Source organism: Rathayibacter sp. PhB186, from assembly GCF_003751825.1.
Lineage (GTDB): Bacteria > Actinomycetota > Actinomycetes > Actinomycetales > Microbacteriaceae > Rathayibacter > Rathayibacter festucae.
The window spans coordinates 97,608-118,544 of the sequence record NZ_RJKO01000006.1 but is presented as its reverse complement, the minus strand read 5'-3'; the positions used below and the strand labels follow the sequence as shown (position 1 = coordinate 118,544).

Sequence of the window (20,937 nt, the reverse complement as noted above, 5' to 3'; positions counted from 1 at the left end):
CCCTCTCGAAAGGAACAGACGATGTCCACTGCATCCGTCACGTCGCTCACCTCGTCGAACCCGGATGTCGCATCCGGAGTCGCCCAGTTCCTCAGCCCGGTCGTCGTCGAGATGACCGCCCTGGCCGTCAACAGCAAGCAGGCGCACTGGCACGTGCGCGGCGCCAACTTCATCGGCGTGCACGAGCTGCTCGACGTCGTCGTCGGCCACGCGATCGAGTGGGCCGACCTGGCCGCCGAGCGCGTCGTCGCCCTGGGCCTCCCCGTCGACGCCCGCATCCAGACCGTGGCCTCGGCCACGCAGACCGCCCCGCTCACCCCGGGCTTCCAGCGCTCCGAGAACGCCATCGTCGAGGTCATCGGCCTGATGGACGTCGCGATCACCACGGTCAACACCGCGATCGCCGAGCTCGCCGACATCGACGCGAGCAGCCAGGACGTCGCGATCGAGATCGGCCGCGGCCTCGAGAAGGACCGCTGGTTCCTGTTCGCGCACGTCAGCGAGAGCTGAGCACGCGCCTCCTACGCCGCGACGGCCCGTCGGATCCTCGGATCCGGCGGGCCGTCCGTCGTTCACGATCCGGTCAGACCTCGTGCGTGACGCGTCCGGCGAGCAGCGTCGCGGCGACGGGCATCGAGCGCAGCTGCTCGCCGTCGGAGGCGAGCGGGTCGCGCTCAACGACGACCAGGTCGGCGGCGTCTCCCGCCTGCGGAGCGAGCCGCCGGGTGCGGGTCGACGCGACGAGCGCCTCCGCGATCGTGACCCGCTGCTCGGGGTGCCACGGCTCGTCGCCGTCCCGGGCGCGGGAGACGGCGGCGGCAATCGCCACCCAGGGGTCGAGCGGCGCCACCGGGGCGTCCGAGCCGAGCACGACCGTCGCTCCGGAGTCGATCAGCGAGCGCAGCGCGAAGGCCCGGCCGGTGCGTCCGGCCCAGTAGCGGTCGGCGACCTCCCGGTCGTCCAGCGCATGCGCCGGCTGCACTCCGGCGACGACGCCGAACTCGGCGAAGCGGGGCAGGTCGGCGTCCGAGAGCAGCTGCGCGTGCTCGATCCGCCCGCCGCCGACCTTGGCCAGCGCGTCGAGCGCGACCGTCGCGGCCGCGTCGCCGATCGCGTGCACCGTCGGCCGGATGCCCGCCGCGGCCGCCTGCGCGAGCAGCTCGTCGAGCTCCGCGGGGTCCACGGTGAGGACGCCGCTGCCCTCGTGCCCGGCGTACGGGTGCACGCAGTAGGCGGTCCGGGTGTTCAGCGAGCCGTCGATCAGCACCTTGAGCGGACCCATCCGGAGCAGGCCCTCACCGCCCTCGATCTCGTCCCCGGTGCGCAGGCCCTCCGCGATCGCCCGGTCGAGGTGGTCGCGGTAGACGCCGATGTCGACGCGCAGCGAGCGGGTGCCGCGGGCGATCCGCCGCGTCCAGTCCCCCGCGTTCCAGCGCATCTCGAGGTCGACGACGCCGACGACGCCGCGGGCGGCCGCACGGCGCGCCGCCTCGTCGGCCAGCTCGTCGAGCTCGTCGTCGCTGAGCGCACCGAGCGCCGTGACCAGGCGGAAGCAGGGCTCCTCGCGGAGGATGTCGTCCTGCGGCGCGAAGCCGTAGCGGCGCAGCGCGGCGGAGTTGACCCAGGCGCAGTGCAGGTCGCCGCTGACGAGCACCACCGGTCGCTCCGGCGCCACCGCGTCGAGCAGGGCGGTCGTCGGCAGGTCGGGCCAGAGCCCGTCGCGGAAGCCGAAGCCGACGAGGGTCGCCGGCGAGTCCGGTGCGAGGGCGAGCCGCGCGCGGACCGCAGCCACCGTCTCCGCCGCCGACCGCGCCGTCGAGACGTCCAGGCGGGGAGCGGTCATCGACCACTGGGAGAAGTGCACGTGCTCGTCCCAGAGCCCGGGCAGCAGCCAGCGGCCGTCGAGGTCGCGCACCTCGGCGTCGCCCGAACGGGTGGCGTCGAGAGCGCCGTCCGGAGCGATCTCCTCGATGCGGCCGTCGCGGAGCAGCACGGACACCGGCTCGTCGCGGCCCGGGAGCCGCGCGGTGCGCAGGAGCAGGCTCGGGGTCACGGGGTCCTCTCGGTCGTCGCTCGTCACGGGCACTTCAGGCGGTCACGACTGGCACACCGGGCACCAGTAGAGCTTGCGCGCGCCGATCTCCTCGAGCAGGACGTTCGTGCCGCAGACCCGGCAGGGCAGTCCCTCGCGCTTGTAGACGTAGTTGCGCTCGGCCCGGCTGCGCACGGCGGCGGAGCGCTGCGTCTTCGTCAGGCCCCGGCGCGTGATCATCATCCCGGTCCGGATGCCGTCCTCGAGCAGGAGCGCCCAGTCGGCCCAGAGCTCGCGCGCGAGCTCGAGCGGCACCAGCTTGCCGGGCGTGTGCGGGTCGAGGCCGGCGCGGTAGAGCAGCTCGGCGCGGTAGATGTTGCCGATGCCGCTGACGACCGACTGGTCCATCAGCACGAGCCCCACCGGCGTGGCCGTCTTGCGCAGCCGGTTCACGAAGCGGTCGCGCGCCTCGTCGGAGTCGTCCGCCGCGGGGTCGGGACCGAGCCGAGCGAGCAGCGCCTCCACCTGCGAGTCGTCCATCACCTCGCAGGCCGTCGGGCCGCGCAGGTCGGCGACCGTCTCCTCCGTCTGGATGCGCACGCGCACGGCGCCGATCGGCGGCGGCGGGAACTCCTCGAGTTCGCTGTCGGTCTCGTGCTCGGTCTCGGAGAGCCGGACGGCCCGGCGGCGGCGCGGGGCGCCGATGCTGCTGCCGGCCTTGCCGTCGTCGAACAGCGGCGAGACGTGACCGAGGAAGTCCCAGGCGCCGTAGAGGCCGAGGTGCACGTGCAGCGTCGCGTCGCCCTCGAAGCGCAGCAGCAGGTGCTTGCCGACCGCGGTCGACTCGAGCACGGTGCGGCCGTCCAGCAGCGCGGCACCCTCCGTGAAGCGGCCCTGCGGGCTGCTCGTCGCGACGGCGTGGCCGACGATGTCGCGCTCGAACTGCAGCGCGATGCGGTGGACGGAGTGGCCCTCGGGCACCTAGCGGCCGCTCGCGGCGGAGTCGACCGTGCGGCCGGCGATGTCGCCCGTGGTCTCGTACTCCGCGAGCTGCGCGATGCGGCGCATGTGGCGCTCCTCGAAGGAGAACGGCTCGGCGACGAAGGCGTCGATGAAGTCCGTCGCCTCCTCGACCGAGTGCTGGCGCGCTCCGATCGAGATCACGTTGGCGTCGTTGTGCTGACGGGCGAGCACCGCGGTGCTGAGGCTCCAGACCAGCGCGGCGCGGACGCCCGCGACCTTGTTGGCCGCGATCTGCTCTCCGTTGCCGGAGCCGCCGAAGACGATGCCGAGCGCCTCGACGCCGGCCTCCTGGTCGCGCACGACCGCGGCGGCCGCGTTGATGCAGAACGAGGGGTAGTCGTCGAGCGGGTCGTACGAGGTGGGGCCGTGGTCGACCACGTCGTGGCCGGCGGCACCGAGGTGCTCGATCAGGTGCCGGCTGAAGTCCAGCCCGGCGTGGTCCGTTGCGATGTGGATGCGCACGCGCTCGTCCTCCGGAAAGCCGTTCGTGGCCCGTGGATCCGGGCCGGGAGTCAGGGTACCGCTCGCGCGGCGGCCCGGTCCTCAGGAGAGGACCGGGTCGCCCGCGCGGACCGCGGCTCAGTCGAAGATCGGGTCGCGTGTGCGCGAGCGCTTGAGCTCGAAGAAGCCGTCGTACGAGGCCACGGCGACGAGGCCGTCCCAGAGCGAGAGCGCCTGCTCGCCGCGCGGGATCGGCGAGATGACCGGTCCGAAGAAGGCGATGTCGCCGATCGCGATGACCGGCGTGCCGACGTCCTGGCCGACCCGGCCGATGCCGTCGAAGTGCGAGGCGCGCATCGGCTCGTCGTACTCGTCGGTGTCGGCGAACGCGGCGAGGCTCGCGTCGAGGCCGAGCTCGGCGAGCGACTCGGCGATGACCGCGTCGACGTCCGTGCGGCCACCGTTGTGGATCCGCGTGCCCAGTGCGTCGTAGAGCGGCTTGACCTTCTCCTGGCCCTCGCGCTCGCCGACGGCGGCGACGAGGCGGGTGTAGCGCAGGGCGCGCGGGAAGAACGCGCGGTAGTCGTCGCTCACGTCCTGGTCCTCGTTGAGCACGGCGAGGCTCATGATGTGCCAGGTGACGTCGAGGTCGCGCCCCTCCGTCACCTCGTCCACGAAGCGGGAGGTCATCCAGGCCCAGGGGCAGGAGGGATCGAACCAGAAGTCAACGGCGGTCATGAGGCAACGCTACGCCTCTCGGCGCCTCTCGGGTGCGCGGGTGCGGCGCGGCCCTAGGGTGGATCGGTGGCGCCCGCACCCCGGCGCCGAAGCGGCAGCGCCGAGACGAACGGATGGAGCACCCTGTGCCTGGAGACAACCTCACCCGGAGCGAAGCGCAGGAGCGCGCCTCGCTGATCCAGGTCGACGCCTACGACGTCGCCCTCGACCTGACGCGGGGGGCCGAGACCTTCCGCAGCATCACGATCGTGCGCTTCACCGCGACGGAGGGGGCCTCCTCCTTCATCGACGCGATCACGAAGACCGTGCACTCGGTCACGCTGAACGGCGTGGAGCTCGATCCGGCCGACGTCGCCGACGGCGTGCGGATCCGCCTCGACTCGCTGGCCGCCGAGAACGTGCTGCGCGTCGACGCCGACGCGCTCTACACGAACACCGGCGAGGGCCTGCACCGCTTCGTCGACCCGGTCGACGGCGAGGTCTACCTCTACTCGCAGTTCGAGGTCCCGGACTCGCGCCGCGTCTTCGCGGTGTTCGAGCAGCCCGACCTCAAGGCCGCCTTCTCCTTCACGGTGACCGCGCCCGCCGCCTGGCAGGTCGTCTCGAACCAGCCCACCCCCGAGCCCGTGCCCGCCGGCGACGGCGTCGCGACCTGGAGCTTCGAGCCCACTCCGCGGATCTCCTCCTACATCACCGCGCTCATCGCGGGCCCCTACGTCGTCGAGACCGACTCGCTGGTCTCCTCCGACGGCCGCACCGTCCCGCTCGGCGTCTTCGCCCGCGCCTCGCTCGCGCCGTTCCTCGACGCGGACTACGTCTTCGAGAAGACCAAGCAGGGCTTCGCCTTCTACGAGGAGAAGTTCGGGGTGCCGTACCCGTTCGCGAAGTACGACCAGCTCTTCGTGCCGGAGTTCAACGCGGGCGCGATGGAGAACGCGGGAGCGGTCACCTTCACCGAGACCTACGTCTTCCGGTCCAAGGTGACCGACGCGGTCAAGGAGCGCCGGGTCGTCACGATCCTGCACGAGCTCGCGCACATGTGGTTCGGCGACCTGGTGACCATGAAGTGGTGGAACGACCTCTGGCTGAACGAGTCGTTCGCCGAGTACGCCTCCACCCTCGCGACGGCCGAGGCGACCGAGTGGACCGAGGCCTGGACCACCTTCGCCGCGATGGAGAAGAGCTGGGCCTACCGCCAGGACCAGCTGCCCTCGACGCACCCGATCGTCGCGACGATCAACGACCTCGAGGACGTCCAGGTCAACTTCGACGGCATCACCTACGCCAAGGGCGCCTCGGTGCTCAAGCAGCTGGTGGCCTGGGTCGGCGAGAAGGAGTTCCTCGCCGGCGTGCACGAGTACTTCGTCAAGCACGCGTTCTCGAACACCGAGCTGCGCGACCTGCTGGTCGAGCTCGAGGCGACCAGCGGCCGCGACCTGACCGAGTGGTCGGCGCAGTGGCTCGAGACGGCCGGCGTGAACACGCTCCGCCCCGAGATCGTGGTCGACGAGGAGGGCGCCATCGCCTCGTTCGCGATCCTGCAGAGCGCGGTCGCCGACTACCCGACGATCCGCCCGCACCGTCTCGCGATCGGCCTCTACGACTTCGAGGGCGACCGCCTCGTGCGCATCGACCGCCTCGAGCTCGACGTGGACGGCGAGCGCACCGAGGTGCCCGAGCTGATCGGCCGCACCCGCCCCGCGCTGGTGCTGCTCAACGACGACGACCTCGCCTACGCGAAGATCCGGCTGGACGACGCCTCGCTCGCCGTCGCGATCGAGCACCTCGCGAGCATCAGCAGCCCGCTCGCGCGCTCGCTGGCCTGGGGCTCGGTCTGGGACGCGACCCGCGACGCCGAGTCGGCTCCGCGCGACTTCGTCCGCCTCGTGCTCGGCAACATCGCGACCGAGACCGAGTCGACGACGCTGCGCACGGTCCTCGGCCAGCTCGTGAGCACCGCCTCGCAGTACGTCGCGCCGGAGCACCGCGACGAGGTCCTCGCGGAGGTGGGCGACCGGCTGTGGACGCTGGCGCAGGGCGCCGAGGCCGGCAGTGACGCGCAGTTCCAGTTCGTGAAGGTGCTCGCCGCGGTGGCCACGACGCCCGCGCACCTGGACGCGGTGCAGGCGCTGCGCGACGGGACCTCGACGCTGCCGGGGCTCGAGATCGACACCGACCTCTCCTGGGAGCTGCTGATCGCGCTCGTGGCCGGCGGACGGGCGGACGCCTCGGACATCGACGCGGCCCTCGCGGCCGACAACACCGCGACCGGAGCGCAGTCCGCGGCGAACGCCCGCGCGGCGATCCCGACGGCGGAGGCCAAGCGCGCGGCCTGGGACTCGGTGACGCTCGACGACTCGGCGCCGAACACCATCGTGCGCGCGACGGGCCTCGGCTTCCAGCACACCAGCGACCCCGCCGTCCTCGAGGCCATGGTGCCGGTGTACTTCGACGCCCTCCGCTCGCTGTGGGACGCGAAGAGCTACAAGATCGCGGAGTACCTCGTCGTCGGCTTCTACCCGGCGGCGACGCCGACGCCCGCGATCGTCGACGCCACCCGCGCGTGGCTCGACGCGAACCCCGACGTGCCGGCGCTGCGCCGCCTCGTCATCGAGAACCTGGCCGGCGTCGAGCGCGCCCTGCGCGCGCAGGAGCGCGACGCGGCGCTCTGAGCGCGCCGGCCCTGCTGATCGAGTAGCGCGCACAGCGCGCGTATCGAGATCCCCCGTCACCAGGAGGGTGGGTCTCGATACGCCGCTCTGCGGCTACTCGACCAGCATGGGAGGCGCGCGCAGCGCGTACTGGGAACCGCGCCGACCGCGCCGGCTCCGCAGGACAGCGAGATGCGGGGGGTCAGCGCTCCGGGACCGTGCGGCGGGCCGGGCCGTCGTACGCGGACAGCGGGCGGATCAGCGCGTTCGAGGCGCGCTGCTCCAGGACGTGCGCGGTCCAGCCGACGACGCGGGCCGCGACGAAGAGCGGGGTGAAGAGCTCCGTGTCGAAGCCCATCAGGCGGTAGGCCGGACCGGACGGGTAGTCGAGGTTCGGCAGGATGCCCGTGCGCTCGGCCATCTCCGCGGCCAGCGCGTCGTAGAGCTCGAGCATGTCGTCCGCCCCGGCCTGGTCCGCGACCCGGCGGAGCGCCGCCTCCATCGTCGGCACGCGCGAGTCGCCCGACTTGTACACGCGGTGGCCGAAGCCCATCACCTTGCGCTTCGCCCCGAGCGCCTCCGCCAGCCAGGCCCGCGCGCGGGGACCCGCCTCCGGCCCCAGGCCGATCTCGTCGAAGACGTGCAGAACGGCCTCGTTCGCGCCGCCGTGCAGCGGCCCCTTCAGCGCGCCGACCGCCGCCGTCACGGCCGAGTGGACGTCCGAGAGCGTCGAGGTGACGACGCGCGCCGTGAACGTCGAGGCGTTGAACGAGTGCTCGGCGTACAGCACCAGGGACACTCGAAAGGCGTCGACGACCACCGGGTCGGGCAACTCGCCGAAGGTCATCCAGAGGAAGTTCTCCGAGTAGTCGAGATCGTCGCGCGCGGCGATCGGCTCCTGCCCGTGCCGGCGGCGCTGGATCGCGGCGACGACGGCGGGCAATACCGCCCAGAGCCGCATCGAGCGCTCCAGGACCGCCTCCGGCGACTCGTCCTCGGGGTCCGTCTCGAGCGCGCCGAGGACGCTCACCGCCGTGCGCACCACGTCCATCGGATGCGCCGTCACCGGCAGCAGGTCGACCACCGCGCGCACCCCCGGCGCCGGCTCCCGGTGCGCGCGCTCGAAGGCGCGGAGCTCCTCGGTCTCGGCCGGAGTCGGCAGCTCGCCCTTCCACAGCAGCCAGGACACCTCCTCGAAGGAGCAGGACGCCGCCAGCTCCTGCACCGGATAGCCGCGGTACAGCAGCGAGTTCGATTCCGGGTCGACCTTCGAGATCGCCGTGGTGTCGACGACGACCCCCACGAGTCCCTTGCGGATGTCCTGCTCGGTGGTGCTCAACGCTCGCTCCTTCGCGATCGGATCGGCGGCCGGAGCCGCCGGGGTGGGTCGTGGCTCAGGCGCCGTGGTGGCCGGCGAGGCTGAAGTCGAAGACGCCCTCGTCGAAGCGGCTGTAGGACGAGTAGTCGAGCAGCTCGTAGAGCTCGGCCCGGGTCTGCATCCCGGCGACCTCGGACTGCAGCGAGCCCTCGGCCTTCAGCGCGTCGAGCGCGCGCATCGCCGCGCCCATCGCGATGCGGAGCAGCGACACCGGGTAGATCACGATGTTCACCCCGACGTCGGCGAGCTGCTGCGTCGTGAAGAGCTCGCTCTTGCCGAACTCGGTCATGTTCGCCAGCACCGGGACGTCGATCGCGGCGCGGACGGCCTCGAACTCGCTGAGGTCGCGCATCGCCTCGGGGAAGATCGCGTCGGCGCCGGCGTCGACGAGGCGCTTCGCCCGGTCGATCGCGGCCTGCAGCCCGTCGAGGGCGCGGATGTCGGTGCGGGCCATGATCACGAAACCCGGATCGCGGCGGGCGTCGACCGCGGCGGCGATGCGCCGCACGGAGGTGCTCTCATCGACGACGGCCTTCCCGTCGAGGTGCCCGCAGCGCTTGGGGTTCACCTGGTCCTCGATGTGCAGGGCCGTCACTCCGGCGTCCTCGAGCATCTGCACGGTGCGCGCGACGTTGAGGGGCTCGCCGAAGCCGGTGTCGGCGTCGATCAGGACGGGCAGATCGGTCATCCGCGCGATCTGCTGGCCGCGGCCCGCGACCTCGCTCAGCGTGGTCAGGCCGATGTCCGGCAGGCCGAGCTCGGCCGACAGCACCGCGCCCGAGACGTAGACGCCGTCGAAGCCCTTCTCCTCGATCAGCCGCGCCGACAGCGGGGTGAACGCCCCCGGCAGCTGCAGCAGCTCGCCGGTCGCGAGCCGCTCGCGGAAGAGGCGGCGCTTCTCGGCGGGAGTCCGGGTGGAGTGGAGCATCGGGCGTCCTTCCCCTGGGGCGGAGTTCGGGTGCGGAGTTCGGGGGCCCGGCAGGCCCTCGTCGAATCTATCCCCCGGACGCCGCTCAGCGTCGTTCCGGCGTCACCGGAGCCGGCCAGCGCGCGTCCCTTAACCTGGACGGGATGCTGCTACTCGAGACCTCCACCCCAGACCCCGTCGCCGCGACCATCTCCTTCTTCGACTCCGAGCTCTTCTGGAAGAGCGTCGCCGTCCTCGCGATCGTGCTCGGCGCCCTGCTCGCCCGCGTCATCGCGCACTTCGTCGTCGGGCGGGTCGTCGACCAGATCGTCTCGGGGGTGAAGAAGCGCCAGCGGGTCGAGGACACGCAGGCGATCGCCGCCTCCCCGCTCGCGGCCGTCCGGGTCGTGCAGCGCACGAGGACCCTCGGCTCGATCCTCAACAACATCAGCTCGATCCTCATCGTGGTCATCGCCGTCGTGATGATCGTGAACACCATCGACAACACTTTGATCGGCTCCTTCGCGCTGCTGACCGCCGCGCTCGGCGCCGGCCTCGGCTTCGGCGCGCAGAACATCGTCAAGGACGTCCTCAACGGCCTGTTCATGGTCGCGGAGGACCAGCTCGGCGTCGGCGACGTCGTCGACACCGGCCAGGCCACGGGAGTGGTCGAGAACGTCGGCGTGCGGATCACCCAGATCCGGGACGTCAACGGCACGCTCTGGTTCGTCCGCAATGGCGAGATCGTCCGCGTCGGCAACATGTCGCAGGGCTGGTCGCGGGTGATCATCGACCTCGCCGTGCCCTACGAGACCGACCTGGAGTCGGTGCAGAGCACGATCCTCAGCACCGCGAACGAGCTCGCGGCGAGCAGCCGCTGGCGGGCCCGGATCATCGACAAGCCCGAGCTCTGGGGACTCGAGTCGATCGCCGACGACGCGCTGGTCATCCGCGTGGTGTTGAAGACCCGCACCACCGCGAAGGACGACGTCGCGCGCGAGCTCCGCATCCGCCTCAAGCGCGCGCTCGACACCCTCGACGTCAAGCTGCCCTCGCTCAGCGCGGTGGTGCTCAGCGGCTTCGAGGGCGCGACGAGCGTCGGCGGCGTGAAGGGACCGCGCACGACGCCGACCGCCACGGTCACGACCGAGCACGGGAAGCCGGTGCGCCTGCCGCGTGCTCTGCGGCGGCCGAAGGCGACCGAGTCCACCGAGCGTCCCCAGGACGGCGGCTCCGTGCCGCCCCAGACGGGACCGCGCCCGTGAGCGGGCTGCAGATCGGCGGCACTCCCCCGATGCGCTCCTTCTGGGAGCACCTCGGCGGGCGACCGACCTTCGAGCGCCTCGTCCGCCGCTTCTACGAGGGCGTCCGCGAGGACGAGGTGCTCTGGCCGATGTACCCCGAGCACGACCTCGAGGGCGCGATCCAGCGGCTCACCGGCTTCCTCGAGCAGTACTGGGGCGGCCCGGGCACCTACAGCGAGGAGCGCGGGCACCCGCGCCTGCGGATGCGGCACCAGCCCTTCAAGGTGAACCCGGAGGCGCGCGACCACTGGCTCGCGCACATGCGGGTCGCGGTCGACGAGCTGGAGCTGGCTCCGGCCGACGACGCGATGCTCTGGGACTACCTGGAGCGCGCGGCGCACGCGATGGTCAACACCTTCGAGGAGTAGCGCTCGGCGCTTCCCGCCGGCGTCGGGTCAGGCGGGGGTGCGGACGAGCACGTGCCCGCGCCGCGAGGTGAGCCGCCGCCACTGGCCGCTCTCGAGCAGCGCGACGGGGTCGTCGGCGCCGAGGAAGCCGAGCGCGAACAGCGCGAAGGCGGCGCCGGCGGGCACGTCCTCGAGACCGTCGAGCGGACGGCCCCAGACGGTGGAGCGCACGCGGCCGACGATCTGCTCGCCGGTCTCGGAGCCGACCGCCGCGGCGATCTCGTCGATGCCGTCGCGGGCGACCTTCTCGAGGAACGCCGGGTCGACCGGCTCGCGCCGCTGCCAGCCGCCGCGCGGCGGCGAGATGCCGGCCCAGGCGCCCGCCGTGGCGTCGTCGCCGTCAGGCAGCACGACCGGCTTGCCGTCCGCTCCCCCGGGCTCCCACTGCAGGCGGGCGAGCCGGTCGGAGAGCGCGCGGATCGGCACCACGCGGTCGAAGGCGGTGGGCTCGTCGAGTGCGAAGACCCGCAGGCCGAGCACGGTGGAGGACCGGTCGAGCAGGCCGCGCGGCTGGAGGATCGCGGTGTACGCGGCCAGGATGCGATCCTGCGCGAGGAGGCGCACGGCGCCGTCCTCGACACGCGCGGACCGGCCGAGGAACACGCGCAGATCGGAGAGGCTGGGCGGATCCGCCAGGGAGAAGGACGACATCATCGCGTCGATAAACTTACCCGAGGCCGCTCTCCTGACCGGCAGACACCCCGGAGGTCCCGTGTCCGATCCGCTCTCCTCGTTCCTCACCGCCCTCGATCTGGTCGACACGGGCGCGCGCACCAGCGAGGACATCTCCACCGGTCCCTCGCAGTGGATGCCGGAGGGCCGCGTCTTCGGCGGCCAGGTGCTGGCGCAGTCGCTGATCGCCGCCGGCCGCACCGTGGACGAGCGCAGCGTGCACTCGATGCACGGCTACTTCCTCCGCCCGGGCGACGTCTCGCAGCCGATCACCTTCTCGGTCGACCGGATCCACGACGGACGCTCGTTCGCCACCCGGCGGACGCAGGCCTACCAGAACGGGGCGCCGATCCTCTCGATGATCGCCTCGTTCCAGACCGAGGACGAGGGCCTGGACCACCAGACGCCGATGCCGGAGGGCGTGCCCGATCCGGAGTCGCTGCCGAGCACCGCCGAGGTGCTGAAGGGCGTCGACCACCCGGTCGGCAGCTTCTGGGCGACGCAGCGGCCGTTCGATGTCCGCCACGTCGAGCAGCCGGTGTATCTCCGTGCCGATCCGAGCCGCACGGCGCACCAGTGCGTCTGGATGCGCGCGCTCGGCCCGCTGCCGGACGACGCGCTGCTGCACCGCGCCGCCCTCGCCTACGCGAGCGACTACACGATCCTCGAGTCGACGCTGCGCCGGCACGGCGCGGCCTGGATCACCCCCGGGCTCCGCATCGCGAGCCTCGACCACGCGATGTGGTGGCACCGCCCCGCGCGCGTCGACGAGTGGCTGCTCTACGTGCAGGAGTCGCCGAGCGCCTCCGGTGGCCGCGGTCTCTCGCTCGGCCGCATCTACTCGCGGGACGGCCGCCTGGTGGCGAGCGTCGCCCAGGAGGGCATGGTCCGCGTCCCGCTCGGCTGAGCGGTCCGGCTCGCGTCGGGACCGCCCGCCGGAGGGGACGGCGTCAGCTCCGCTTGGAGAAGGCGACGGGCTCCTCGACGTACGGCGCCCAGACCTCGCGGAGCTCCTCCGGGATGCGCTCCGGGCGACCCGTCGCAGCGGTCACCATGACGAGCGTCGTCGCGGCCTTCGTGTACAGCACGCGCGGCTCGACTCCGGTCGGCGAGTACAGCTCGTAGCAGACCTCGAGGCTGGCGCCGCCGATCCGCCCGATCCACAGCTCGATGTCGAGCGGGGCGCGCATGTACGGGATCGGCGCGAGGTACTCGATCTCCTGCCGCGCGATCAGGCTGATCGTGCGCGCGCCGGGCCGGGCGTCGAGCACCGCCGTCGCCCTCCCGCCCGGCTCCGGGGAGTCGGGGCGCCAGAACGCCTGGATGCGCGCCTCCTCGAGCAGGCGCAGCATCTCGGCGTTGTTGACGTGCGCGTAGGCGTCGAAGTCCGACCAGCGCAGCGGGATGGCGACGTGCAGGCGCATCAGTCGCGGGTGAGCTTGCGGTACGCGGAGCGGTGCGGCTTCGCCGCGTCCGGACCGAGGCGCTCGATCTTGTTCTGCTCGTACGACTCGAAGTTGCCCTCGAACCAGTACCAGTTGGCCGGGTCCTCCTCGGTGCCCTCGTAGGAGAGGATGTGCGTCGCGATCCGGTCGAGGAACCAGCGATCGTGGGTGATCACCACGGCGCAGCCGGGGAACTCGAGCAGCGCGTTCTCGAGGCTGCCGAGCGTCTCGATGTCCAGGTCGTTGGTGGGCTCGTCGAGCAGGAGCAGGTTGCCGCCCTGCTTGAGCGTCAGCGCCAGGTTGAGGCGGTTGCGCTCACCACCGGAGAGGATGCCGGCGCGCTTCTGCTGGTCCGGGCCCTTGAAGCCGAACTGCGAGACGTAGGCCCGCGAGGGGATCTCGGTCTTGCCGACCTGGATGTAGTCGTGTCCGTCGGAGACGACCTCCCACAGGTTCTTGTTCGGGTCGATGCCGCCGCGGGTCTGGTCGACGTAGGAGATGTCGACGGTGTCGCCGATCTTCAGGTCGCCCGAGTCGAGCGGCTCGAAGCCGACGATCGTCTTGAAGAGCGTGGTCTTGCCGACGCCGTTCGGGCCGATGACGCCGACGATGCCGTTGCGCGGCAGGGTGAAGCTGAGGTCGTCGATCAGGACGCGGTCGCCGAACGACTTGTGCAGCTTCTTCGCGTCGATGACCTGCGAGCCCAGGCGCGGGCCGACCGGAATGACGATCTCCTCGAAGTCGAGGACGCGCGTCTTCTCCGCCTCCGCCGCCATCTCCTCGTAGCGCGCGAGGCGCGACTTCGACTTGGTCTGGCGGCCCTTGGCGTTGCTGCGGACCCACTCGAGCTCGGTGGTCAGGCGCTTGGCGAGCTTCGCGTCCTTCTTGCCCTGCACCTCGAGGCGGGCGCTCTTCTTCTCGAGGTAGGTCGAGTAGTTGCCCTCGTAGGGGTAGAGGTGACCGCGGTCGACCTCGGCGATCCACTCCGCGACGTTGTCGAGGAAGTACCGGTCGTGGGTCACGGCGAGGACGGCGCCGGGATACTTGGAGAGGAACTGCTCGAGCCAGAGCACGCTCTCGGCGTCCAGGTGGTTGGTGGGCTCGTCCAGCAGCAGCAGGTCGGGCTTCTGCAGCAGGAGCTTCGTCAGCGCGACGCGGCGCTTCTCGCCACCGGAGAGGCTGGTGACGGGCGAGTCCCCCGGCGGGGTGCGCAGCGCGTCCATCGCCTGCTCGAGCTGGGAGTCGAGGTCCCAGGCGTCGGCGGCGTCGATGGCCTCCTGCAGGGTGCCCATCTCGGCGAGGAGGGTGTCGAAGTCGGCGTCCGGGTCGGCCATCGCCAGCGAGATCTCATTGAAGCGGTCGATCTTGCCCTTGATCTCGCCGACGCCCTCCTGGACGTTCTCGAGCACCGTCTTCGTCTCGTCGAGCTCCGGCTCCTGCATGAGGATGCCGACGGTGTAGCCCGGGCTCAGCCGCGCCTCGCCGTTGCTCGGGGTGTCGAGCCCCGCCATGATCTTCAGGATCGTCGACTTGCCGGCGCCGTTCGGGCCGACCACGCCGATCTTCGCCCCGGGCAGGAACGACATCGTGACGTCGTCCAGGATCAGCTTGTCGCCGACCGCCTTGCGGGCGCGCACCATCGAGTAAATGTATTCAGCCACTTCAGTCCCTCAACCGCTCGTACGTTCTCGGAGCCCCGCTCTCCGCCGCGGGCGTCCCGTTCGTCGGGTGCCCCTCGGCCGGAATGTCGCCGGTGATCGACCACCGCACGCGGGAGCGCGGGCGGGAAGGTCGGAGGCCGGGCCGGTACCGAGGATACCGGCTGGACGCGCGGCGCGTGGGTCAGTGTCCGGAGCTACGTAGGAGCCTGGCAAAGTATGGAGCCTCCTGCACGACATTGAGGGGGACTTCACGCGTCGGGCTCTCGTCTAGATCCAGCACAGCGAATGACCCTGGCCGACAACTCGATCCAGTAGTTGCCGGAATCTCACACAATAAGAGTAATCTATCCCTCAACGCGTATCGAGTCTGTTGTCGCGTGCGTGCGATCAAAAAACTACAAGTGGGGGAAGCGATGGCTACAAAATACCAGATCTTTGTAAGCTCAACTTATGGGGACTTGAAAGAGGAGCGAGATCGTGTAATACAAGGCGTCCTAGAGATGGGGCACATCCCAGTTGGAATGGAAATGTTCAGCGCAGCCGATGAAGAACAATGGCAGATCATTGCTCGCCATATCGATGAAAGTGATTACTACGTCGTCATCCTAGCGCATCGATACGGTTCACAGGTGGGTGGAATCAGTTATACACGAAAGGAATATGAGTACGCTGTAGCATCCGGCATCCCAGTCATCGGTTTTGTAATTGATTCGACAGCACTATGGCCCGCGGACCGAGTCGACACCAAACATGAAGACGTAAGAAAGCTACAAGAGTTTAAAACTCTTGTCGAAAAAAAGCCGGTTGGATTCTGGACTTCCGCACATGATCTGTACGGGAAGTCTAGCGTTGCACTAGTGAAAGCGATGGCCACTAATCCTCGCACTGGCTGGGTCAGGGCGTCGTCCGTTATAGGACCAGAGGTCACCGCAGAAATCTCACGTCTCAGTTCCGAGAACTCAAAACTTCGCGATGACCTCGCCAAAGCTCAACAGGATTCTGCTAGGGATCGCGAGTCGGCCCTGACAGATGTCTATGAGATCATGCGTCGGCACACGGAGATATACTCGGTCCGTCTGAGCGACAAGAGCGAATGGCAGGACTCTGCCAACCACAGCCTCTCCTTCATTTTTCGTTTTCTCTCTCCCCTGATGCTTGTCGAGTCTTCCACAGAACAATTAGCAAGCGTCGTAGCGATCAACTCCGTCCCACAAGGGCTAGACGCCAGCATCAAGGGACGAACCATACCCCTTAATGAGCTAGGCGGCATCCTTGCAAAATTCATGGCTCTCGACCTGATGATGCCATCGCAAAAACGCCACCCCGTTTCCGATTCTAAAGAATATTGGTCGCTAACAGAGTTGGGTACGGAGCTCTCGAAGTTTCTCAGTCGACAGTCGCTCGCCGATCAGGCGAAGGAGTCGGAAGAAAGTTAGAGTGCATCTTTGCTCCAGCACAGTTGAAGTATGTCAATCTTGCGAACCGCAATTACGCACGTCGCGAGACTGAGTTGAGGGGCGGGTGTCTACGTTCTTCGAGCTTGGAGAATAACCGCCCATGCTCAGCCGTCGAGCGGGACGGTGCTGCCGATGAGGCAGGCGCCCGTCGCGATCGGAGCGGCGACCACGGTGCGGACCCCGTCCACCTTCGGCCCGTACTGCCCGATGAGGCAGGCGTCGCTCGCCTTCACCGAGACCTGCACGGAGTCCGCCTCGAGGCCGACCGAGGTCTCGTCGGCGGTGAGCTGCATCGACTCCTTCGCGAAGCCGGCGGCCACGAGAGCGTCGACGACGCTCCGGCCGGGTGTCTCCGGGTCGGAGCCGGCGGCGGCGGTGACGATCTCCCGGAAGAAGGGGAGGTTCTCCTCGGCGGTGCCGCCGGGCACGAACGCGACCGGGGTGGCCGGCTCCTCGGTGGACGGGGCGGCCGACGCCGACGGGCTCTCCGCGGCGGGCGGCGCGGCGGGGGCCGTGCAGCCGGCGATCCCGGTCAGCAGCGCGAGCACCGCTCCCGCTCGCAGGCCGGCGCGGACGACGGTCCGTGTGCTCACTCGAATCCCTCCCGCGGCGGCCGGACGCGCGCCGAACGCCGCGTCAGAACGGGGCGTCGGCCGAGTCTAACGAGGCCTCGGACGGCTCCGACGCGGAGGCGCGCGCTGCGCCCCAGTCGCCGCCTGAGGACACGGAGGTCGCGCCCTCGACGGCGGCCGGCGCCTCCGGGCTCCAGCCGCTCGCGCTGCTCGTGGCCGCCTCAGGCGCGGCCGCCTCGGGTGCGGCCGCCTTCGCCCGCCCGACCGTCCGGGTGCAGCGGGTCGTGCCCCAGGCCAGGTCGTGGCCGAGGCCCTCGGCGATCACGCTGACGTCCGTCCCCGTCTTGCCGCCGGACTCCCACGAGCGGACGGAGAGGCGCCCGGTGACGAGGACGCGGTCGCCGCGCGCGAGCGAGGCCAGGGCGTTGCCGGCCAGCCCGTTGAAGGCGTTCACGGTGTACCAGTTGGTCGAGCCGTCCACCCAGCGCTGGGTGGAGCGGTCGTAGCGCCGCTGGGCGGACGCCAGGCGGAAGGTCGTCATCGCGGTGCCGCTCGCCGTGTCGACGCTGCGCGGCTCGGTGCCGATGACTCCGATGACGGTCAGGGTGTCGGTCATGCTGCTGTCCTCTCCTCGGTCGCCGCCACGGGCGGCGCTCCTCTGCTCCCGACGCGACTGCGACGGGGACGCCGCCCGGGCGGAGGGGGCCGGAACCACCCGGGCGACGCAGGGACAGTGTCGCGACGAAGGGCCCGCCTCCGTGGTGGAGGCGGGCCCTTCGGTGGAGACCGGGCGACATCGTCGCCTGGGGAGGAGAGTTAGGAGGCGAGGATGTACTTCGAGTACGACCTGCGGATCTTGTTCACCTTCGGCAGCGCAACCGCGAGGCAGTAGCCCTGGCCGGGGTTCTTGGCGAAGAAGTCCTGGTGGTAGTCCTCGGCCTCGTGATAGACACCCAGCGGCGCGATCTCGGTGACGATCGGGCCGTCCCACCACTCGGAGGCGCGGTCGCGGGCGGTCTCGAACAGCTCCTTCTCCTCGTCGGAGGAGTAGTACATGGCCGAGCGGTACTGCGTCCCGACGTCGTTGCCCTGTCGGTTGAGCTGCCGCGGGTCGTGCAGCGTGAAGAACACGTCGAGGATCACCTGCTCCGGGACGACCTCGGGGTCGAAGGTGACGGCGACGGCCTCCGCGTGCCCGGTGCGGCCCGTGCAGACGGACTCGTAGTCGGGGTTCGGGGTCGCTCCGCCGGTGTAGCCGGAGACGACGTCGGTCACGCCGTCGAGGACGCGGTAGACGGCGTCCAGGCACCAGAAGCATCCTCCGGCGAGTACGAATGTGCGCATTGCGTGTGACTCACTTCCTGTCGCATCGACGCGGCCGGGGTGCCGGGCACGTCTCTCGATCCAACACCTCCGGGGCTGTGCGCATTCCGCACGGCTCGGGCGCTGGAATAGAGTCGGCGCGTGAGCTACGACGCCGCCCCCGCCCGCTACGACGCCATGGACTACCGACGCGCTGGACGGAGCGGGCTGAAGCTGCCCGCCCTCTCGCTCGGCCTCTGGCACAACTTCGGATCCGACCGTCCCCTCGACACCCAGCGCGCGATCCTGCGCCGCGCGTTCGACCTGGGGATCACCCACTTCGACCTCGCGAACAACTACGGCCCGCCCTACGGCGCCGCCGAGACGGCGTTCGGCCGCCTGTTCGCCGAGGACTTCCGCCCCTACCGCGACGAGATGATCATCTCGTCCAAGGCCGGCTACGACATGTGGCCGGGTCCCTACGGCGACGGCGGCTCGCGCAAGTACCTGCTCTCCTCGCTCGATCAGAGCCTGACCCGGCTCGGACTCGACCACGTCGACGTCTTCTACTCGCACCGCCCCGATGCCGAGACGCCGATCGAGGAGACGATGGGCGCGCTGGTCTCGGCCGTCGAGCAGGGCAAGGCGCTCTACGTCGGCATCTCGAACTACAGCCCGGAGCAGACCCGCGCCGCCGAGGCCGCCCTGGCCGGCAGCGACGTGCACCTGCTGCTGCACCAGCCGCGCTACTCCCTCTTCGACCGCCACATCGAGGACGGCCTCTTCCCGGTCCTCGACGAGATCGGCACGGGCTGCATCGTCTTCTCGCCGCTCGCCCAGGGCTTGCTGACGGACCGCTACCTCGACGGCACGGTCCCGGCGGGATCCCGCGCGGCGACCTCGCGCTTCCTCTCCTCCGATCGGATCGACGAGAAGTACCTCGAGCGCGTCCGCGGTCTGAACGCGATCGCCGAGGGCCGCGGCCAGACCCTCGCGCAGCTCGCCCTGAGCTGGGTCCTGCGCGTGCCGACGGTCACGAGCGCCATCATCGGCGCCTCGAGCGTCGCCCAGCTGGAGCAGAACGTCGCGGCCCTCGAGGCCGGACCGCTGACCGAGTCGGAGACCGCCGCGATCGAGGAGTTCGCGGTGCACGGGACGTCGCTGAACTGACGCTCCCGGCTGACGTCTCCGAACCGGCCGCCGCGGGCCGGCGGCGATGTCGGTGGTCGCTCGTAGTCTGCGAGAGCACTCGGCCGGTGGGTGCTCCCGCATTCGACGACCAGCAGGAGGAAGCAGTGTCCCTCACCACCCTTCACGCCACCCGCGTCCCGCCCACCCTCACCCGCGTGAACGCCCGCCTCTGGCGCGTGAGCACCGGAGCCGGCTCGATCATCGGGCACGTCGAGCTCGTCGAGGGCCCGCAGGGCGAGAAGTACCGCGCCCGGCTGCTGCGCGCGGGCATGCCGGCCGGCGCCGAGATCGGCGAGTTCTGGAGCGTCGAGGACGCCGTCGAGGTCTTCCGGGTCGCCTGAGCCCCGGCTCGGCGCGCCGATCCCCCGGGGGGCGGCGCGCCTGACCGGTGTGCCGCCGGGCCCCGGGCTAACGTTCGGCTCATGCAGTGGTGGAACGAATTCGTGACCTGGGTCCAGACGGCCGAAGGGCGCCAGTCGGTGTTCGTCGGCGCACTCGTCCTCCTCGCCGTGATCATCGGGGTGATCGTGGCCGCGCTCGTCCTCCGCTCGGCGATCGCGCGCCTCATCCGGCAGCAGGAGCACGAGCGCAAGAACGCGGTCATCGCGACGCTGATCGATGCCGCGGTCGACGCCTCCGCCTGGAACGTGCTCAGCCAGTCCGAGCGCATCCTGAGCGACCGCGCCGCCGCGCAGGCCGAGACGCACCTCCGCCTGCTGCCCGTCAAGGGCTCGGGAGTCGCCGCCAACTGGGCCGCGCACGAGCTCGCCGACCTCAAGCACACCTCGTCGACCGGCGGGTACCAGACGCAGGCGAGCGTCGGCGAGTTCCGCGACCGCCTCGTGCTCTGGCGCGACAAGCCGAACCGCGCCCGGAAGGCGTTCCTCGCCGACCTCGAGCGCTGGCGCTTCTCGGAGACCTCGCGCCCCGAGGCCGCGAAGACCACCGGGTCGACGTCCGGCTCGACGGAGGGCTCGGCCGACCGCGCCCCGGAGCCCGTCCGTCCGACTCCCTCCATGGCGGCGGCCACCCCGGTGGTCGTCGGCGCCGGTTCGAGCGAGCCGACGACCGCCTTCGAGCGGCCGTCGACGCCGACCATCGTCCTGCCGCCCGTCTCCGACGGACCGCACAACGACGAAACGCGCCGACTCATGGCCGACGTCGACCGCCTCGACGTCCCGTCGCGCGAGCGGCCCGTCGAGGAGCTGCCGCCCGTCGAGCAGCGCGCCACGAGCACGGAGGCGGACTCCGCGGAGGAGCCGGACGGCTACTCGGCCGAGCGCGATCAGAGCGCCGCGACCACCCGCCCGGCCGAGTAGCCGTCCCCGGGAAGAAGAGAAGGCCCCGATCGCGAGTGCGATCGGGGCCTTCTCCGTGGTGCAGTTCGTACGCCTCAGACGTGCGCATCTCGAGCACGAGCGACTCGACCGACCAGCACAGCGAGGGGCGCCGCGATGATCGTCCACGCGACGGCGATTCCGCCGAGGATGGCGAGGAGCAACATGGTCGTACCTCCGTTTCTTACGTCGTTGTAATTCCGGTGCTCGATCAGCCTAGGGGCGGGTGGAGGGGCGAAACGGCTGATGCGGCGAAACACGCCGGTGTTGCTCAGATATCTGCACTGTGCTAGCGCCGCGCGGACCGCGAGCCCGCGTCCGGGGGACCTGCCGACCCGCGTCCGGGTGGCACGAGCGGACGGGGCTCGAAGGTGAGGATCCGACGGGCGGGCGGAGCGATCGCCGCGGTCGTCGTGACG

21 protein-coding genes are annotated in these 20,937 nt (G+C 70.5%); 9 read left to right on the top strand and 12 right to left on the bottom strand.

Features of this window, described 5'->3' with window-relative positions; all coding sequences use genetic code 11:
* The first annotated feature begins 21 nt into the window (after positions 1–21).
* Positions 22–510, top strand: coding sequence for a Dps family protein (locus EDF45_RS15420; protein ID WP_123445793.1), 489 nt, complete (start codon positions 22–24; stop codon positions 508–510).
* Positions 511–583: 73 nt separating this feature from the next.
* Here EDF45_RS15420 and EDF45_RS15415 read toward each other — a convergent pair whose 3' ends face one another.
* The 4 genes from EDF45_RS15415 to EDF45_RS15400 all read right to left on the bottom strand — a co-directional run bounded on the left by EDF45_RS15415 (position 584) and on the right by EDF45_RS15400 (position 4,234).
* On the bottom strand, positions 584–2,053 hold the full coding sequence (locus EDF45_RS15415) for an amidohydrolase (RefSeq protein WP_123736994.1): 1,470 nt from the start codon (positions 2,051–2,053) through the stop codon (positions 584–586).
* A 42-nt stretch (positions 2,054–2,095) separates the two neighbouring features.
* Entirely contained in the window at positions 2,096–3,013 is a 918-nt protein-coding gene (locus EDF45_RS15410; RefSeq protein WP_123736905.1) for an Fpg/Nei family DNA glycosylase, read from the bottom strand.
* Entirely contained in the window at positions 3,014–3,517 is a 504-nt protein-coding gene (locus tag EDF45_RS15405) for a ribose-5-phosphate isomerase (protein ID WP_123445790.1), read from the bottom strand.
* Positions 3,518–3,634: 117 nt separating this feature from the next.
* Positions 3,635–4,234: a DsbA family protein gene (locus EDF45_RS15400; protein WP_123736904.1), complete on the bottom strand. Its 600-nt coding sequence runs from the start codon at positions 4,232–4,234 to the stop codon at positions 3,635–3,637.
* 125 nt (positions 4,235–4,359) lie between these two features.
* Between EDF45_RS15400 and pepN the strand changes: the two genes are divergently transcribed.
* Positions 4,360–6,906 (top strand): aminopeptidase N, encoded by a 2,547-nt coding sequence (pepN, locus tag EDF45_RS15395; RefSeq protein ID WP_123736903.1) that lies wholly within the window; start codon positions 4,360–4,362, stop codon positions 6,904–6,906.
* A gap of 181 nt (positions 6,907–7,087) precedes the next feature.
* On the opposite strand, the gene EDF45_RS15390 is transcribed toward pepN, so the two are convergent.
* Together EDF45_RS15390 and prpB are read right to left on the bottom strand one after the other, a co-directional pair.
* Entirely contained in the window at positions 7,088–8,224 is a 1,137-nt protein-coding gene (locus EDF45_RS15390) for a bifunctional 2-methylcitrate synthase/citrate synthase (RefSeq protein WP_123736902.1), read from the bottom strand.
* A gap of 55 nt (positions 8,225–8,279) precedes the next feature.
* Positions 8,280–9,191 (bottom strand): methylisocitrate lyase, encoded by a 912-nt coding sequence (gene prpB, locus EDF45_RS15385; RefSeq protein ID WP_123736901.1) that lies wholly within the window; start codon positions 9,189–9,191, stop codon positions 8,280–8,282.
* A 143-nt stretch (positions 9,192–9,334) separates the two neighbouring features.
* On the opposite strand from prpB, the gene EDF45_RS15380 reads away from it, so the two are divergent.
* The gene (locus EDF45_RS15380) at positions 9,335–10,435 is read left to right on the top strand and encodes a mechanosensitive ion channel family protein (RefSeq protein WP_123736900.1); all 1,101 of its coding nucleotides are present in this window, start codon (positions 9,335–9,337) and stop codon (positions 10,433–10,435) included.
* 29 nt (positions 10,436–10,464) lie between these two features.
* A complete protein-coding gene (locus EDF45_RS15375) occupies positions 10,465–10,842 on the top strand; it encodes a globin (RefSeq protein ID WP_123704787.1) in 378 nt (125 codons plus the stop codon).
* A 27-nt stretch (positions 10,843–10,869) separates the two neighbouring features.
* Here EDF45_RS15375 and EDF45_RS15370 read toward each other — a convergent pair whose 3' ends face one another.
* Complete coding sequence (locus tag EDF45_RS15370) at positions 10,870–11,532, bottom strand: hypothetical protein (RefSeq protein WP_308197316.1); 663 nt, start codon at positions 11,530–11,532, stop codon at positions 10,870–10,872.
* Between the two features lie 61 nt (positions 11,533–11,593).
* On the opposite strand from EDF45_RS15370, the gene EDF45_RS15365 reads away from it, so the two are divergent.
* Positions 11,594–12,460 (top strand): acyl-CoA thioesterase II, encoded by an 867-nt coding sequence (locus tag EDF45_RS15365; RefSeq protein ID WP_185020212.1) that lies wholly within the window; start codon positions 11,594–11,596, stop codon positions 12,458–12,460.
* Between the two features lie 43 nt (positions 12,461–12,503).
* On the opposite strand, the gene EDF45_RS15360 is transcribed toward EDF45_RS15365, so the two are convergent.
* Both EDF45_RS15360 and ettA read right to left on the bottom strand, forming a co-directional pair.
* A complete protein-coding gene (locus EDF45_RS15360) occupies positions 12,504–12,977 on the bottom strand; it encodes a thioesterase family protein (RefSeq protein WP_123703462.1) in 474 nt (157 codons plus the stop codon).
* Complete coding sequence (gene ettA, locus EDF45_RS15355) at positions 12,977–14,659, bottom strand: energy-dependent translational throttle protein EttA (protein WP_123445782.1); 1,683 nt, start codon at positions 14,657–14,659, stop codon at positions 12,977–12,979. The genes EDF45_RS15360 and ettA overlap by 1 nt, the downstream gene beginning before the upstream one ends.
* Before the next feature lie 377 nt (positions 14,660–15,036).
* On the opposite strand from ettA, the gene EDF45_RS15350 reads away from it, so the two are divergent.
* Entirely contained in the window at positions 15,037–16,095 is a 1,059-nt protein-coding gene (locus EDF45_RS15350; protein ID WP_185020211.1) for a DUF4062 domain-containing protein, read from the top strand.
* A 125-nt stretch (positions 16,096–16,220) separates the two neighbouring features.
* Here the strand turns inward: EDF45_RS15350 and EDF45_RS21345 are convergent, their stop codons facing one another.
* From EDF45_RS21345 to msrA, 3 genes are all read right to left on the bottom strand, one after another.
* Positions 16,221–16,709 carry a DUF6993 domain-containing protein gene (locus EDF45_RS21345; RefSeq protein ID WP_185020210.1) on the bottom strand — a complete coding sequence of 163 codons (489 nt, stop codon included), beginning with the start codon at positions 16,707–16,709 and terminating at the stop codon, positions 16,221–16,223.
* A 43-nt stretch (positions 16,710–16,752) separates the two neighbouring features.
* The gene (locus tag EDF45_RS15340) at positions 16,753–17,304 is read right to left on the bottom strand and encodes a single-stranded DNA-binding protein (protein WP_123736898.1); all 552 of its coding nucleotides are present in this window, start codon (positions 17,302–17,304) and stop codon (positions 16,753–16,755) included.
* 200 nt (positions 17,305–17,504) lie between these two features.
* Positions 17,505–18,032 carry a peptide-methionine (S)-S-oxide reductase MsrA gene (gene msrA, locus EDF45_RS15335; RefSeq protein ID WP_123736897.1) on the bottom strand — a complete coding sequence of 176 codons (528 nt, stop codon included), beginning with the start codon at positions 18,030–18,032 and terminating at the stop codon, positions 17,505–17,507.
* A gap of 120 nt (positions 18,033–18,152) precedes the next feature.
* On the opposite strand from msrA, the gene EDF45_RS15330 reads away from it, so the two are divergent.
* The 3 genes from EDF45_RS15330 to EDF45_RS15320 all read left to right on the top strand — a co-directional run bounded on the left by EDF45_RS15330 (position 18,153) and on the right by EDF45_RS15320 (position 20,500).
* A complete protein-coding gene (locus EDF45_RS15330; protein WP_123736896.1) occupies positions 18,153–19,160 on the top strand; it encodes an aldo/keto reductase in 1,008 nt (335 codons plus the stop codon).
* A gap of 125 nt (positions 19,161–19,285) precedes the next feature.
* Positions 19,286–19,522: a hypothetical protein gene (locus EDF45_RS15325; protein ID WP_123736895.1), complete on the top strand. Its 237-nt coding sequence runs from the start codon at positions 19,286–19,288 to the stop codon at positions 19,520–19,522.
* Positions 19,523–19,624: 102 nt separating this feature from the next.
* On the top strand, positions 19,625–20,500 hold the full coding sequence (locus tag EDF45_RS15320) for a hypothetical protein (RefSeq protein ID WP_123736894.1): 876 nt from the start codon (positions 19,625–19,627) through the stop codon (positions 20,498–20,500).
* The last annotated feature ends 437 nt before the right edge of the window (positions 20,501–20,937 follow it).

Bases quoted from the DNA above. Each gene is read 5' to 3' on its own strand.
- EDF45_RS15420 (WP_123445793.1), top strand. From the start codon at position 22: ATGTCCACTGCATCCGTCACGTCGCTCACCTCGTCGAACCCGGATGTC.
- EDF45_RS15400 (WP_123736904.1), bottom strand. From the start codon at position 4,234: ATGACCGCCGTTGACTTCTGGTTCGATCCCTCCTGCCCCTGGGCCTGG.
- prpB (WP_123736901.1), bottom strand. From the start codon at position 9,191: ATGCTCCACTCCACCCGGACTCCCGCCGAGAAGCGCCGCCTCTTCCGC.
- EDF45_RS15380 (WP_123736900.1), top strand. From the start codon at position 9,335: ATGCTGCTACTCGAGACCTCCACCCCAGACCCCGTCGCCGCGACCATC.
- EDF45_RS15375 (WP_123704787.1), top strand. From the start codon at position 10,465: ATGCGCTCCTTCTGGGAGCACCTCGGCGGGCGACCGACCTTCGAGCGC.
- EDF45_RS15370 (WP_308197316.1), bottom strand. From the start codon at position 11,532: ATGTCGTCCTTCTCCCTGGCGGATCCGCCCAGCCTCTCCGATCTGCGC.
- EDF45_RS15360 (WP_123703462.1), bottom strand. From the start codon at position 12,977: ATGCGCCTGCACGTCGCCATCCCGCTGCGCTGGTCGGACTTCGACGCC.
- EDF45_RS15340 (WP_123736898.1), bottom strand. From the start codon at position 17,304: ATGACCGACACCCTGACCGTCATCGGAGTCATCGGCACCGAGCCGCGC.
- msrA (WP_123736897.1), bottom strand. From the start codon at position 18,032: ATGCGCACATTCGTACTCGCCGGAGGATGCTTCTGGTGCCTGGACGCC.